This window comes from Streptomyces sp. NPDC037301 (assembly GCF_055602785.1).
In genome coordinates, this window is the sequence record NZ_JBVJWD010000005.1 from 306549 (window position 1) to 320729 (window position 14181).

The 14181-nt window shown below is 69.9% G+C and carries 11 protein-coding genes and 1 pseudogene; 7 read left to right on the forward strand and 5 right to left on the reverse strand.

The window, feature by feature from the left end:
• Positions 1 to 101 precede the first annotated feature (101 nt).
• Together ACZ7IB_RS12060 and ACZ7IB_RS12065 are read left to right on the forward strand one after the other, a co-directional pair.
• The gene (locus tag ACZ7IB_RS12060) at positions 102 to 677 is read left to right on the forward strand and encodes a TetR/AcrR family transcriptional regulator (RefSeq protein WP_327274728.1); all 576 of its coding nucleotides are present in this window, start codon (positions 102 to 104) and stop codon (positions 675 to 677) included.
• A gap of 145 nt (positions 678 to 822) precedes the next feature.
• Entirely contained in the window at positions 823 to 3060 is a 2238-nt protein-coding gene (locus ACZ7IB_RS12065; RefSeq protein ID WP_470911762.1) for an MMPL family transporter, read from the forward strand.
• Positions 3061 to 3239: 179 nt separating this feature from the next.
• Here ACZ7IB_RS12065 and ACZ7IB_RS12070 read toward each other — a convergent pair whose 3' ends face one another.
• Positions 3240 to 3605 (reverse strand): SsgA family sporulation/cell division regulator, encoded by a 366-nt coding sequence (locus ACZ7IB_RS12070; RefSeq protein ID WP_470911763.1) that lies wholly within the window; start codon positions 3603 to 3605, stop codon positions 3240 to 3242.
• Between the two features lie 183 nt (positions 3606 to 3788).
• Between ACZ7IB_RS12070 and ACZ7IB_RS12075 the strand changes: the two genes are divergently transcribed.
• The 5 genes from ACZ7IB_RS12075 to ACZ7IB_RS12095 all read left to right on the forward strand — a co-directional run bounded on the left by ACZ7IB_RS12075 (position 3789) and on the right by ACZ7IB_RS12095 (position 8404).
• Positions 3789 to 4847, forward strand: a complete 1059-nt coding sequence (locus ACZ7IB_RS12075) for an energy-coupling factor ABC transporter permease (protein WP_470911765.1) — start codon at positions 3789 to 3791, stop codon at positions 4845 to 4847.
• A gap of 1 nt (position 4848) precedes the next feature.
• Positions 4849 to 5610 (forward strand): cobalt ECF transporter T component CbiQ, encoded by a 762-nt coding sequence (gene cbiQ, locus ACZ7IB_RS12080; RefSeq protein ID WP_470911767.1) that lies wholly within the window; start codon positions 4849 to 4851, stop codon positions 5608 to 5610.
• Positions 5607 to 6377 carry an energy-coupling factor ABC transporter ATP-binding protein gene (locus ACZ7IB_RS12085; protein WP_114244991.1) on the forward strand — a complete coding sequence of 257 codons (771 nt, stop codon included), beginning with the start codon at positions 5607 to 5609 and terminating at the stop codon, positions 6375 to 6377. Before cbiQ ends, ACZ7IB_RS12085 begins: the two co-directional genes overlap by 4 nt.
• Positions 6378 to 6443: 66 nt before the next feature.
• Positions 6444 to 7607: a serine hydrolase domain-containing protein gene (locus ACZ7IB_RS12090; RefSeq protein ID WP_470911872.1), complete on the forward strand. Its 1164-nt coding sequence runs from the start codon at positions 6444 to 6446 to the stop codon at positions 7605 to 7607.
• Complete coding sequence (locus ACZ7IB_RS12095) at positions 7604 to 8404, forward strand: SDR family NAD(P)-dependent oxidoreductase (RefSeq protein ID WP_470911769.1); 801 nt, start codon at positions 7604 to 7606, stop codon at positions 8402 to 8404. Before ACZ7IB_RS12090 ends, ACZ7IB_RS12095 begins: the two co-directional genes overlap by 4 nt.
• A 112-nt stretch (positions 8405 to 8516) precedes the next feature.
• On the opposite strand, the pseudogene ACZ7IB_RS12100 reads toward ACZ7IB_RS12095, so the two are convergent.
• The 4 genes and pseudogenes from ACZ7IB_RS12100 to ACZ7IB_RS12115 form a co-directional block, all read right to left on the reverse strand.
• Positions 8517 to 8945 (reverse strand): annotated as a pseudogene (locus tag ACZ7IB_RS12100) (transposase); the annotation flags it as partial.
• Between the two features lie 37 nt (positions 8946 to 8982).
• Positions 8983 to 9636 carry a response regulator transcription factor gene (locus ACZ7IB_RS12105; protein ID WP_470911771.1) on the reverse strand — a complete coding sequence of 218 codons (654 nt, stop codon included), beginning with the start codon at positions 9634 to 9636 and terminating at the stop codon, positions 8983 to 8985.
• 74 nt (positions 9637 to 9710) lie between these two features.
• Positions 9711 to 11417 carry a sensor histidine kinase gene (locus tag ACZ7IB_RS12110; protein WP_470911773.1) on the reverse strand — a complete coding sequence of 569 codons (1707 nt, stop codon included), beginning with the start codon at positions 11415 to 11417 and terminating at the stop codon, positions 9711 to 9713.
• A gap of 502 nt (positions 11418 to 11919) precedes the next feature.
• Positions 11920 to 13557 (reverse strand): penicillin-binding transpeptidase domain-containing protein, encoded by a 1638-nt coding sequence (locus ACZ7IB_RS12115; RefSeq protein WP_470911774.1) that lies wholly within the window; start codon positions 13555 to 13557, stop codon positions 11920 to 11922.
• Positions 13558 to 14181: the final 624 nt, after the last annotated feature.

A 14181-nucleotide genomic window follows, 5' to 3' on the forward strand; every position in this document is an offset into this window, starting at 1 on the left:
TCGCTGAGCGGGCGGAGTACCGTCGATGTGTACGAAACAGTTTCGTTCGATTGACTCCTGTACGGGAGTCGCGAACGGAAACGCGAACAGGAGGTCGGCACATGGCGCGCACCCGGCTCACGCCCGAGCGCGAGAGCGAGCTGTACGCCGCCGTGCTCGACCTGCTCCGCGAAGTCGGCTACGACGCCCTGACCATGGACGCCATCGCCGCCCGCACCCGTTCCAGCAAGGCCACCCTCTACCGCCAGTGGGGGAGCAAGCCCGAGCTGGTCGTCACGGCCCTGCGGCACAACAAGCCGGTGTCCCTCGCAGAGATCGACACCGGATCGCTGCGCGGTGACTTCCACGCCGCACTGAGCCGTACCGACGACTGCCAGATGGAGAAGAACTCCGCGCTGATGCGGGGTCTGAGCCATGCCGTCCACGACAATCCCGATCTGCTCCAGGCCCTGCGCGAACTGCTGATCGAGCCGGAGATGACCGGCCTCAACACACTGCTGCGCCGAGCCGTGGACCGGGGTGAACTGCGTCCGGATCATCCGGCGCTGAAATATGTATCGCACATGCTGATCGGTGCGTTCACCGCTCGGCAGCTGGTCGAGGACCGCCCCGTCGACCAGGCGTTCCTCACCGACTACGTCGACTCCGTGATTCTCCCCGCACTCGGAGTCGGCTGAAGATCCTGGCCGGCTCCGGAGTCCGACCCTCCCGTCCCCTTCGCACGGCCCCCTCCCCAAGCCCCACCTGACACGCCGCTCTCGTCGTCGGGCTGGTTCCTCACGCCCTTTTCCACTCACACGACCTGACCGGGAGTACGCCTCCGTGGCCACATTCCTCTACAAGCTCGGACGGCTCGCCTTCCGGCGCCGCCGCTATGTCGCCCTGATCTGGGTGGCACTGCTGGCACTCGCCGGATTCGGCGCGGCCTCCGCGTCCACCGCCACCTCCAGCTCCTTCTCGATCCCGGGTACGGAGGCGCAGAAGGCCTTCGACCTGCTGGAACAGCGCTTCCCCGGCGCCGGCGCCGACGGCGCGACCGCACGTGTCGTCTTCAAGGCCTCCGACGGCCAGAAGATGACGGACCCGGCGAACAAGGCCGAGGTGAACAAGATCGCCGGCGAGCTGAAGTCCGGCTCGGACCAGATCGCCTCGGTCACCGACCCGTACACCGGCAACGCCGTCAGCAAGGACGGCTCCACGGCGTACGTCTCCGTGTCCTACAAGGTCAACTCGATGGAGCTGACCGACGCGACCCGGGACGCACTGGAGGACGCGGGCCACGCGGCGCAGAAGAGCGGGATGACCGTGGAGATCGGCGGTGACGCGCTCCTGGTGATGCCGGAGACCGGGGTCACCGAGATCATCGGTGTCGCGATCGCCGCGGTGGTGCTCGTCATCACCTTCGGCTCGCTGATCGCCGCCGGGCTGCCGCTGCTCACCGCCCTGATCGGGGTCGGCATCGGCGTCTCGACGATCACGGCCCTGGCGAACGTGCTCGACCTGGGCTCCACCACCTCCACCCTCGCGATGATGATCGGCCTCGCGGTCGGCATCGACTACGCGCTGTTCATCGTCTCCCGTTACCGCGCCGAGCTGGCCGATGGCCGGGAGCGTGAGGAAGCGGCCGGACGGGCCGTCGGCACGGCCGGTTCCGCGGTCGTCTTCGCCGGTCTCACCGTCGTGATCGCCCTGGTCGGCCTCGCCGTCGTGAACATCCCGATGCTGTCGAAGATGGGCTTCGCCGCGGCCGGCACGGTCGCGATCGCCGTCCTCATCGCGCTCACCCTGGTCCCGGCGATGATGGGCTTCGCGGGCAAGCGGGTCATGGGACGCAAGGCGCGCAAGGCCGCCGAGGCGGAGAGCCGGCCCGAGGCGAAGCCGAACATGGGCACCCGCTGGGCGCGGTTCGTGCTGCGCAAGCCGGTGTGGGTGCTGCTGGTCGGAGTCATCGGCCTCGGTGCGATCGCCGTACCGGCCGCGTCCCTGGAGATGGGCCTGCCCGACGAGGGCTCCCAGCCCACCAGCACCACCCAGCGGCGCGCCTACGACCTGCTCTCCGACGGCTTCGGCCCCGGCTTCAACGGGCCGCTGATGGTCGTCGTCGACACCGCGGACAGCTCCGACGGCAAGACCGCCGCCAAGCAGGTCTCCGACGAGATCTCCGGCATCCCGGGCGTCGTCGCCGTCACCCCGGCCCAGTTCAACAAGGCCGGCGACACCGCGATGATCACCGTCGTCCCGAAGGACCGGCCGAGCTCCACCGAGACCGAGAACGTGGTCCACGCGATCCGTGACACGGGCAAGGACATCAAGTCCGACACGGGCGCCGAGGTCCTGGTCACCGGCTCCACGGCGATGAACATCGACTTCTCGCAGAAGATGAACGACGCGCTGCTGCCGTACCTGGCGCTCGTCGTCGGCCTGGCCTTCCTGCTGCTGATGCTGGTCTTCAGGTCGGTGCTGGTGCCGCTGAAGGCGGCCCTCGGCTTCCTGCTCTCGGTCGTCGCGGCCCTGGGCGCGGTCGTCGCGGTCTTCCAGTGGGGCTGGCTCGGCTCGCTCTTCGGCGTGGAACAGACCGGCCCGATCATGTCCATGATGCCGATCTTCATGGTGGGTGTGGTCTTCGGCCTCGCCATGGACTACGAGGTCTTCCTCGTGACCCGGATGCGGGAGGCGTACGTCCACGGCGAGAAGCCCGGCCAGGCGATCGTCACCGGCTTCAAGCACGGCGCCCGGGTCGTCACGGCAGCGGCCGTGATCATGATGGCGGTCTTCGCCGGCTTCATCGGCTCCAGCGAGCAGATGATCAAGATGATCGGCTTCTCGCTCGCCATCGCCGTCTTCTTCGACGCGTTCGTCGTCCGGATGGCGATCGTGCCCGCGGTCCTCGCCCTGCTCGGCAAGCGGGCCTGGTGGCTGCCGCGCTGGCTGGACCGCCTCCTGCCGAACGTGGACGTCGAGGGTGAGGGGCTGCGCAAGGAGCTCGGCCAGACGCCCGAGGGCGGCACCGGCCGCGACGGACACGGCGGTGACGCCGAGGGTGAGCTCATCCGCGTCTGAGCCGGGCCCGGCCCGAGTCCGAGCGGTACGGCCGGGCCGTAGAGCCTCCGGGGTCCGCGCCTGAGCGGAGCGCGGCCCCCGGATGCGCCGGTTACCTGTGGGGACGGGGGACCGGGGCAACGACAGAAGCCCCCGTGCGGGGCTTCTGTCATGCGTGTGCGTCATGCATGCGTGTTGTGTCATGCGTGCGTGTGCGTCATGGGTGCGGGACCGGCGGCGTTCTCGTCGTGTGTGCGGTGCAGAAAACGGATCAGTGGCGCGTTGTCGAACTGCACCACCTCCACGCCCTCCTTCGAGCGTCGCTCCACGACCAGCTGCGCCCGTCCGCACGGCCACACCCGGATGCCGCCGCGCTCGGCGGGGGAGCGCAGTCCGCGTTCGAGCAGGTCGCGGCCGAACGCCCAGTCGATGCCGCCGGGGAAGGCGACATGGACGGTACGCGGGTCGTCGTCGGCGTCGTACAGCAGGTCGACCGGCACCGCCGGCAGGTCAGGGGTGTCATTGACGAGCCAGGCCTCGGCCTGCTCATGGATCGCGGGGGGCATGGGCCGACTCCTCCTGTGCGTTCTGCTTCACCAACCAATGTCCCATATTTTCCGATATGAGTACGATGAGCGGCCAGCTGTGACATCCCCGCTCTTGCGATCTGTTTGCAACAAGGCCCTATCATCGAACGGTTCACGACACCGTCCGCGGCAACGCAGGATCGCAGGAAGCGGAGCCTCCCCATGCATGTACCCGACGGATTCATCAACGCTCCCGTCTCCGCCGCCGCTGGAGTCGTCGCCGCGGGTGCCGTCGCCGTCAGCCTGCGGGGCGCCCGCCGTGAACTCGATGAACGCACCGCTCCGCTCGCCGGCCTGGTCGCCGCGTTCATCTTCGCCGTACAGATGCTGAACTTCCCGGTCGCGGCGGGCACCAGCGGGCATCTGCTGGGCGGTGCGCTCGCCGCGATCCTGGTCGGGCCCTACACCGGGGTGCTCTGTATCTCCGTCGTACTGCTCATGCAGGGCATCCTCTTCGCCGACGGCGGCCTCACCGCGCTCGGCGTGAACGTGCTCGACATGGGCATCACGACCACCGTCGTCGCGTACGCCCTCTTCCGGGGGCTGGTCGGCGTGCTGCCGCGCACCCGCCGCTCCGTGACGGCCGCGTCCTTCGTCGCCGCCCTGGTCTCCGTACCGGCCGCGGCCTGCGTCTTCACGCTGATCTACTGGATCGGCGGCACCACCGACATACCGATCGGCAAGGTCTTCACCGCCATGGTCGGCGTCCACGTACTGATCGGTATCGGCGAAGCCGTGATCACCGCCCTGACCGTCGGCGCCGTCGTCGCCGTACGTCCCGATCTGGTCCACGGCGCCCGCGGACTCACCGCCCCGCTCAAGCTCCGGGTCGGCGGCGAGCTCGTCGACGCCCCCGCCCGGCAGTCCGTCGCCCCCGTCGCCGCCCGCTCCACCCGGGGAATCTGGGCCACCGGCCTGGTCACCGCCCTCGTCCTGGCGGGCCTCGTCTCCTTCTACGCCTCAGCCAGCCCCGACGGCCTGGAGAAGGTCGCCGCCGACCAGGGCATCGACAAGAAGACCGAGGAGCACGCAGCCAAGGACTCCCCGCTCGCCGACTACGGCGTCAAGGACGTCTCCGACGCCCGGATCTCGGGCGGCCTCGCCGGAGTGATCGGTGTCGGCGCCACGATCGTGGTCGGCAGCGGAGTCTTCTACGTGGTCCGCCGCCGTCGCACGCCGGACGCGCCCGTCGGCACCCCGCGCACCGAGGAGACCGTCTGACATGGGCGCCGGACATGCACACAGGCTCTATCGGCACGGGCAGTCACCTGTCCACGACCTGCCGCCGCACTGCAAGCTCGCCGCCACCTTCTGCTTCGTCGTGGTCGTCGTCTCGACGCCGCGCGAGGCGGTGTGGGCGTTCGCGCTGTACGCGGCACTGATCGGCGCCGTCACCGCACTGGCCCGCATCCCCGCGGGCTTCCTGCTGGGGCGGTTGCTCATCGAGGTGCCGTTCGTCGCGTTCGCGCTGCTCATGCCGTTCGTGGTGCCCGGCGAGCAGACCCACGTCCTCGGCCTCTCCGTCAGTGTCCCCGGCCTCTGGGGCGCCTGGAACGTCCTCGCCAAGGGCACCCTCGGCGTCGCCGCGTCCATGCTCCTCGCCTCCACCACCGAACTGCGCTCGCTGCTGCTCGGCCTCCAGCGACTCAAGCTGCCGCCGCTGCTCGTCCAGATCGCCTCCTTCATGATCCGGTACGGCGATGTGATCACCGACGAGATGCGCCGGATGTCGATCGCCCGCCGCTCCCGCGGTTTCGAGGTGCGCGGGATACGGCAGTGGGGTGTGCTGGCCAAATCGGCGGGCGCGCTCTTCATCAGGTCGTACGAACGCGGCGAACGCGTCCACCTCGCGATGGTCAGCCGCGGCTACGCCGGTTCCATGCCGGTCATCGACGAGGTGACGGCCTCCAGGACCCAGTGGGCGCACGCCTCGGCACTCCCCGTACTCGCCCTCATCATCTGTCTGCTGGGATGGACCGTATGAGCATGCCCACCGCCCCCGCGCCGTCCCTGGAGGTCAGCGGCCTCGCCTACGCCTACCCCGACGGCCACCAGGCGCTCTTCGGGGTGAACCTGACAGTCGCCCGAGGCGAACGCGTCGCCCTGCTCGGCCCGAACGGAGCCGGCAAGACCACCCTCGTCCTCCACCTCAACGGCATCCTCGACGCCGGTGCGGGCACCGTCCGGGTCGCCGGTCTCCCGGTCGAGAAGCGCAACCTCGCCGAGATCCGCCGGCGCGTCGGCATCGTCTTCCAGGACCCCGACGACCAGCTCTTCATGCCCACCGTCCGCGAGGACGTCGCCTTCGGTCCCGCCGCCTCCGGGCTGCGCGGCGCCGAACTGGAGGAACGCGTCACCGAAGCCCTGCGGCAGGTCGGCATGGAGGAGTACGCGAACCGGCCGCCGCACCATCTTTCTTTCGGCCAGCGCCGCCGCGTCGCCGTCGCCACCGTCCTTGCCATGCGGCCGGAGATCCTGGTGCTGGACGAGCCGTCCTCCAACCTGGATCCGGCCTCGCGGCGCGAGCTCGCCGACATCCTGCGGTCCCTGGACGTCACTGTGCTCATGGTCACGCACGACCTGCCGTACGCCCTGGAGCTCTGCCCGCGCGCGGTCGTCCTGAGCGAGGGCGTCATCGCCGCCGACGACCGTACCCAGGATCTGCTCTGCGACGAGGAACTGATGCGCACCCACCGCCTGGAGCTTCCCTTCGGCTTCGACCCGCGTTCCGTGACTGTGAACATGGGGTGACCCGCCCCGCGTTCGACCTGCGGTGGGATGCACCATGGGGGGATGAGCGGGAGCGCAGGAGCAGGCGTGGACGTACGGGGCACGGTGGCGGCCGGATTCGAACCGGTCCGGGATGCTTTCATCCGTAACTTCGAGCAGCGCGGCGAACGCGGTGCGGCCGTCGCGGTCTACCGGGACGGGCGCAAGGTCGTCGATCTGTGGGCCGGCACGAGAGACGTCGACGGCGTCGAACCGTGGGCCGTCGACACCGTGCAGATCGTCCGCTCGGCGGGCAAGGGCATCGCCGCCGCCGTACCGCTGATGCTGCATCAGCGCGGCCAGGTCGACCTCGACGCCCCGGTCGGCACGTACTGGCCGGAGTTCAAGGCGGCCGGCAAGGAACGTGTGCTTGTCCGCCACCTCCTCGCCCACCGGGCCGGCATCCCCGCCCTCGACTGCCCGCTGACCCCCTCCGAGGCGGCCGGCGGGATCTCCGGGCCACAGGCCGTCGCGGCCCAGCGCCCTCAGTGGGAACCCGGCACCGACCACGGCTACCACGCCCAGACCTACAGCTGGCTCATAGGCGAACTGGTGCGCCGGGTCACCGGCCGCACCGTCGGCCGCTGGGTCGCCGAGGAGATCGCCCGCCCGCTCGGCCTGGACTTCTGGTTCGGCCTCCCGGCGGAAGAGGCGCACCGGGTGGGCCGGATCGGGCCCGTCGAACCCCCGGCCGACGCGGGCAACGGCGGCGCCCTGAGGATGCGCCCCAAGCGGTCCGTCGTCGATGCCTACCGCGACCCTGAGTCCCTCACCCGCCGCGCCTTCGGGGCCATCGACCCCCTCCCCGACGAGAACGACCCCGCCTACCGGGTGGCCGAACTCCCCGCCTCCAACGGCATCGCCACCGCCCGCGCGCTGGCCCGCTGCTACGCCGCGATGATCGGCCCGGTCGACGGCCACCGACTGTTCGCCCCGGCCACGCTCACCCTCGCCCGCACCGAGGAGTCGGCGGGCCCGGACCGGGTCCTGGTCGTCAGCACCCGCTTCGGCCTCGGCTACATGCTGCACGGCCCGGCGGCCCCGCTGCTGGCCCCCGGCTCGTTCGGCCACCCCGGCCGGGGTGGCTCGCTCGGATTCGCCGACCCCGAATCCGGTATCGCGCTGGGCTATGTGACGAACGGTCTGCAGAAGGGAGTCACCGCCGATCCCCGTGCCCAGGCCCTGGTCAGGGCAGTACGGTCGGCGCTATGACGCCTCATCACTCTGCTGGTTCACGGTTCGACGGTTACGGCGTACTCATCACCGGAGCAGGACAGGGCATCGGTGCGGCCACGGCCCGCCGGCTGGCCTCGGAGGGCGCGCGCGTCCTGGTCACCGACCTGGACGGCGACCGCGCCGCACGCACCGCCGCGGAGATACGCGAAACGGGCGCGACCGCCGAGTCGCTGCCCTGCGACGTGGGCGACCGGGCCGCGGTCGAGGCCGCGGTGGCCCACGCCGTCGCCGCCTTCGGCTCCCTCGATGTGCTGGTGAACAACGCGTACGCCTGTGCCCCCGACGCCCCGTTCTTCGAGGACGAGCCCGACGAGGTCTGGCAGCGAGACCTGGACATCACACTCACCGGACCGTACCGCTGTGCCCGCGCCGCCCTCCCGCACCTGGTGGCCTCCGGCCGGGGCGCGATCGTCAACATCGGCTCGGTCAACGGCGAACAGGACTTCGGTAATCACGCCTACAGCGCGGCCAAGGCGGGCCTGGGCAGCCTGACCCGTACCCTGGCGGGCCATGCGGGACCGCGCGGCGTACGCGTCAACATGGTCGCACCCGGCACGATCCGCACCGACGCCTGGACGGGCCGCGACGCGGAACTGTCCCGGGTGAGCGGCCTCTACCCGCTCGGCCGGGTCGGCGAGCCCGACGACATCGCGTCCGCCGTCGCGTTCCTCGCCTCGCGCGACGCGGCCTGGATCACGGGGACGACGCTGCGCGTGGACGGCGGGCTGACCGCGGTGAACTCGGGCTTCCGGCAGGCGGTTTCGGGGGAGTAGAGGGCCTCCCGTCTGCTCCGCGGACGGTGACGTACTCGAAGCCGAGCAGGTCCCGGTCGGTGGTCGTGGTGCGCCACAGCAGCCTCGGGCTGATGGGGACGACATACCGGTTGGCGAACGCGGTGAGCCGCAGTCCGTCGGCATCGGTGAAGCGCAACTGCGCTCCGGGGTGCGGGCGTTCCTTGCGGACGATCAGCCGCATACCCTGCGGCCAGCCCTTGAGGACGTCACCGTCGAGTTCGGCGACCCAGGCGCCGTCGCGGATCTCGCCACCCGGCTCGACGGCCACCGTCCTCGCGGCGGGCGGGACCTTGAGGACGGCCTGATGGATGACGTCAGTGATGGTCATGCCGACCGAGTACGACAGCCATCTGCCCCGCTGGGCGAGCCAGGCTGTGAACGCGTGTGTTCCACCTCCGGAGTCGGTACGAATCAGCGTCCGGCGTCCCCGCCGGTACTGCTTCGGCAGCTGGGCCGTAGCGATGTGGTCGGCGGCGGTGTTGCTGCCCGCGTTCCCGGGCCGCAGCAGGCCGGCCACCGGGCAGCGGGCTCTGCATCAACGTCATCGAGTGGTGTGGTCAGGTTCCCAGGTCGGCGTCTCGTGCCAGCAGTGCGGCCTGCACTCGGTTCTGGCAGTCCAGCTTGGTCAGGATCCGGCTCACGTACGATTTGACCGTGGCCTCGCTCATATGGATCCGCTGACCGGCGTCCGCGTTGGACAGGCCCTCACCCAGCAGCGCCAGGACCTCCAGCTCGCGGTTGGTCAGCGCGTCCAGCCGGCGGCGGGCCTGCTCGGCACGGTGAGCGCTCTGGCTGGACGCGAACGAGTCCACGACACGGCGGGTGGCACCCGGCGACAGGTACGCGTCTCCGGCTGCGGCAGCCCGGACCGCGCGCATGAGTTCCGCGGGCGCCGAGTCCTTGAGTAGAAAGCCCACGCTGCCCCCGGTCAGGGCGCGCAGTACGTTCTGCTGTTCCCCGAAGGTTGTCAGGATCAGCACCCGCGTGTCAGGCACGGTCCGGTGCAGCTCGTCCAGGGCCGTCAGTCCGTCCATGACCGGCATCTGGATGTCGAGCAGCACGACGTCCACGCGGCGGGTCTGGGCCAGTTCGACCGCCTCACGGCCGTTCTCCGCCTCGGCGACGACTTCGATGTCGTCGGCGGAGGAGAGAATCATCCTGACGCCTGCCCGGATGAGCGGCTCGTCATCCGTGACGAGAACCCTGATCATGACTCCCCTGCGCGGTCCTTGAGTGTCTACCTGCGGTCACTCGCCATCATCCCTGATCGAGCGCCCGACACTCCTCAGTTCCTCACCTCGAAGGACTTCTTCTCGGTCAACTTGCCGTCCTTGAAGCAGAACCGGAAGACCGGCTCCATGTCCGGATTGCTGCTCGACTCCGTGGAAGTCAGGCTGAGGCACTTCGCGCCCTTGGGCACGGGCGGCGCACCCATTTCCAGGCCGTCGGTCAGGAAGCGGTTCTCCTTGGGCAACTGCTTGCGGATCTCTGTCTCGGACTGGCCCACCTTCACCGCGTCGTACTGCTTCGGCTCGATCCTGGCCTTTTCCGCCTTGTTCAGGAGGAGGTATCCCCCGACGCCGACGGCGGCGATCACCAGCAGCAGAGGGATCAGTACCGCCATCCCGCAGCCGATGGCTATGCCGCTTCCGTTCTTCCTGCTCATTGCCTTGGTCAGCTCCTTCAGACCGTTCCCGTTCATGACAGGACCACCCTCGTCCAAGGAGTCCCCCGGGGTCTGCTGCCAAAAGGCGCCTGTTGGATCGACGAACGTCGTCGCCACGTTGCCGGGCGCGGGGCTCGGGACACCGCCTTCCGGCGATGGGTACGGCAGTACGCCCGCCAGCCGGAAGCCGCCGTCCGCCGTCGGGCCCGCGTGCGCCATGCCCCCGATGAGCCGGGTCCGCTCACCGAGCCCGGTCAGCCCCTGGCCGCCGCTCACCACGCCCCGGCCGTTGTCCGTCGTCCCGGTTGCGGGTCCGTTGGCGATCTCCACCACCAGCGAGTCCGGCTCATACCGCAGCTCGACGGTGATCGGGGCGCCCGGGGCGTGCTTGTGGGCGTTGGTCAGGCCCTCTTGGACGATGCGGTACGCCGCGTGATCGGCGGTCGGGGGGAGCGGGCACGGCTCGCCGGAGTGCCGCAGCTCCACGGCCGCGCCCGCGCTCCGGGACGTTCCTACCAGGTCCTCGATGCCCGCCACCCCGCGCGACAGCGCCGTGGTGTCCTCCGCCGCCGCAGCCGCGACGCCTGGGGTGGTGCGGTCCTCGTGTGGGGCCTCCGTGCTGTCGCGCATCACCTGTACCACCTCGCGCAGCTCGTGCATCGCGGCCACCGACGCCTCGCGCAGCACCCCCACTGCCTCCCGCTGCCGTCCGGTCAGCTCGCGGTCCACCTCCAGCGCGCCCGCGTGCACCGAGATGAGCACCAGCTGATGGCCGAGGCTGTCGTGCATGTCCTGCGCAATGCGCTGACGCTCCCGCGCCCGGGCCTGTCCGGCGATCATCGCGCGCTCGCGTTGCTGCTGGGCGTCGTACTCCCGGAGGGTGTCGGTCAGCGTATGGTGCTGCGACCGGTAGAGGCCGGCCAGGCCGGGCGCGATGATCGCGACCAGCGGCCACAGAACGCTGAAGACCAAGCGGGGCAGTGAGAGGTGAGGCAGCGCCTGCACGACTGCCAGACCGAGGTTGAGGACGTATGCGAGGGCGAAGGTGCCGACGGCCTTGCCGACCACGTCGATCCGCCGCCCCGCCGACCATGCGGCGACAAGGACCAACGGAGCGAGACCGCCGAACAGGACAGAGCCGACGGCGGTCACCAGAAGCACGGTCGCGGGCAGCGTCCGGCGCAAGAGTGACAGCGCTGCGATCGCCAGCCCGGCGGCAGCGATCCGTACGGTGCCGCCGTGGTCCAGGGCCGCGAGACCTGCTCCCAGCAGCCCGAACACTACGCTCAGCAGCGATTCGCCCACGATGCGCCAGGGAGACCACATTCCGGGGGCCAAGAGAGCCCTGCCCGGGGCAGTCAGCCGCGGGGTCGCCGAACGCAGCCTCGCCGCCAGTGCCTGGCGAGCCGATGCTTTAAGGGCCGTAGATTCCACACGAGTCACCCGGCTACGTTAAGACCCTCTCAACCCGCTCCGAGCCGGCCATTGGTCGCGACGGCCAACGACGAAAGTCCAGCCTGGCGCGGCGGCCCGGCATCCGTCGGCCACCCACAAGACCCCGGCCGCAGCAGAGCGCCGACGGGCTCGCCGGACCCTGCCCGGCCGTGGTCGACGAACGCGAACAGCGGGTGATGGCCGAAGGCCTTCCGCCAGGTCGCGGCCGCGTTGAGCGGCCGGGGTCGGGAAGGCGAACCCGACACGCATGGTGCCCTTAATGGTCACCCGCGCGTGGCCGAAGCCGCGGCGAGGAACAGGCGGCGGGGCGGCGCGGGCCGCCGGCCGCATCCGGAAGAGTCCCGACGCGCCGACGGCCCCGCGTGCGGCTGCGTCATGAACCCGCGCGCAGTACCGCCGCCACCACGGGTCCGGCCGCGTCGCCGCCGTGGCCGCCGGACTGGACGACCGCCGCGGCTGCGAGGTCGTTGCTGAAGCCGGTGAACCAGCTGTTGGACGTGGCCTGGCCGTCGACCTCCGCCGAGCCCGTCTTGGCGCCCTTGTCGCCGCCGACCGAGGCCATCGCGTTCTTTCCGGTGCCCCAACTCGCGGTCTGGCGCATCATGTTGGTGAGCTGCTGGGAGACGGACGGGGACAGCGACCGGGAGGCGGTGGCGAGCTGCCGGCCGTCGAGGTCCCGGTCCACGAGGATCGGCTGGCGGAAGGTGCCGTTCTTCGCGGTGGCGGTGATGGACGCCATGTTGAGGGCGTTCATCTGGACCGTGCCCTGACCGATGTACTGGGCGGCCGCCTCGCCCCCGGTGGCCTCGGGCACGCTGCCGTCGAAGGACACGACGCCGGTCTGCCAGTCCAGTCCGATTCCGAAGACGTCGCGGGCCTCCTTGGCGAGCGCCGCGTCGTCCTTCGTCTCGTCGATCAGCTTGATGAAGGCGGTGTTGCAGGAACGGGCGAAGCTGGTCGTCAGAGTGCCGTCGGGAATCGAGAAGCCGTCCAGGTTCTGGAAGGTGCTGCCCTGGTACATCACGGTCGGCGGGCACTCGATCTTCTGGTTGGCCGAAGTGAGGCCCTTCTCGATCAGCATCGCCGCCGTCACGATCTTCATCGTCGATCCGGGCGCCTGCTTGCCCTGCATCGCCGCGTTGAACCCGGTGGCCGGATTGTTGGCGACCGCGCGGATCGCGCCCGTGGACGGCCGGACCGCGACCACCGAGGCCTGGTTGAACTTCTTCACGGCCACCTCGGCCGCCGCCTGGGCGTTCGCGTCCAGTGTCGTCTGCAGCTTGCCCGGCCTGCCCTTGGTGAGCGTCAGCAGAGTCTTGTTCGGGCCGTCCGCGTCCGCGTTCTCGATCCAGGTCTCGATGCCCGCGGTGCCGCCGGCCTTCTCCCCGTACTTCTCGCGCAGTGCGTCCAGGATCGGCCCCAGGGAGGGGTACTTCTCCTTGGTGAGCACCTTGTTGTTGTGGTCGACGGCCTCGATCGACGGCGTCGACGCCTCACCGGTCTTGAGCGACGCACCGGCCGTGAGATCCGGGTGGATCACGGTGGGGGCCCAGTCGACCAGCGGCCTGCCGGTGGTCAGGCCGCGCGCCACGGTCAGTTCGGAGGAGTACGACCAGGGCTTGGACTTCCCCTCGAACGACACGGTCGCCTTCACCGTGTACGGCACCTTCGTGCCGACCGCCGGGCCCGGAGTGATCACCGCCGTGGTGACATGGGCGCTCTCGCGGTAGCCGGTCAGGGCCGTTTCGGCCTCGGCCGCGTTGTTGGTGAGCTGGGACGCGGCGGCCGCGTCACCGCTCGCCCAGGCTTTGAGGAACTTCATCGACGCGTCGTCGATCTCCGCCTTGGTGACCGGCCCCGTCTTCACTTCGGCGGAGGTGGACTTGCTGTCCGTGCCGTCGCCGCCACCGCCGTTCAGGCCGTCCAGAACGTTGTACGCCGCGTAGCCCACCCCGCCGACCACGACCGCGAACACTCCGCCGACTATCGCAACCTTCGCTCCACTGCGCATCCCTGCAGTCCCCCTCCCCAGGAGTTCCCCTTGAACGCGTTCAAGGGGATGCTGCCGGGCACACTACGGGACGGCGGTGACAGTCGAGATGGTTGTTATAGGAACGCGATACATGCGGCATGAATATGACGGTCAAGTCAAGGTGTGCCGGTCAAATCCAGGTATCCGGCCACATTCGGTCCCGCAAGGACCCGTCGGGAATGGGCGTCCCCGTAGTAAATGGGCCAGAAATAAATGAAGCCTCGCGCATGGCGGCGCAGGCGGACCCGACCAGCGGTTTCCCTGCCGGACGGGGCCGTTCAACGCCTACTGGGCCGCCTCTGGGCCGTGATCATGGGCCCGAGGGGTGCTGTACGGGGCTTCCACGGCCTTTCGGGTGCGTCCCCCGCTGCTCGGCATCAGGTGGGTGTACGTGCGCAGCGTGAAGCCGGGATCCGCGTGACCGAGGTACTGACTCAGGGCCCGGATGCTCTCCCCTGCGTCCGAGCACGGAGGCGTAGAAGTGCCTCAGCGCGTGCATCCCGTGCTCGGGAGCGGGCGCGTACCGCTCGCCTTCCTCGGGCTCGGGGATCATGCCCACGGCCGCGAGGGCGGGCTTCCACATGAAGTCGTTGAAGTAGCTCA

What these genes read in the sequence shown, in the direction of transcription:
- ACZ7IB_RS12060 (WP_327274728.1), top strand. Translation starts at nt 102, where the DNA reads ATGGCGCGCACCCGGCTCACGCCCGAGCGCGAGAGCGAGCTGTACGCC.
- ACZ7IB_RS12070 (WP_470911763.1), bottom strand. Translation starts at nt 3,605, where the DNA reads ATGCCCCCCGCGATCCATGAGCAGGCCGAGGCCTGGCTCGTCAATGAC.
- ACZ7IB_RS12075 (WP_470911765.1), top strand. Translation starts at nt 3,789, where the DNA reads ATGCATGTACCCGACGGATTCATCAACGCTCCCGTCTCCGCCGCCGCT.
- cbiQ (WP_470911767.1), top strand. Translation starts at nt 4,849, where the DNA reads ATGGGCGCCGGACATGCACACAGGCTCTATCGGCACGGGCAGTCACCT.
- ACZ7IB_RS12085 (WP_114244991.1), top strand. Translation starts at nt 5,607, where the DNA reads ATGAGCATGCCCACCGCCCCCGCGCCGTCCCTGGAGGTCAGCGGCCTC.
- ACZ7IB_RS12095 (WP_470911769.1), top strand. Translation starts at nt 7,604, where the DNA reads ATGACGCCTCATCACTCTGCTGGTTCACGGTTCGACGGTTACGGCGTA.
- ACZ7IB_RS12105 (WP_470911771.1), bottom strand. Translation starts at nt 9,636, where the DNA reads ATGATCAGGGTTCTCGTCACGGATGACGAGCCGCTCATCCGGGCAGGC.
- ACZ7IB_RS12110 (WP_470911773.1), bottom strand. Translation starts at nt 11,417, where the DNA reads ATGTGGTCTCCCTGGCGCATCGTGGGCGAATCGCTGCTGAGCGTAGTG.
- ACZ7IB_RS12115 (WP_470911774.1), bottom strand. Translation starts at nt 13,557, where the DNA reads ATGCGCAGTGGAGCGAAGGTTGCGATAGTCGGCGGAGTGTTCGCGGTC.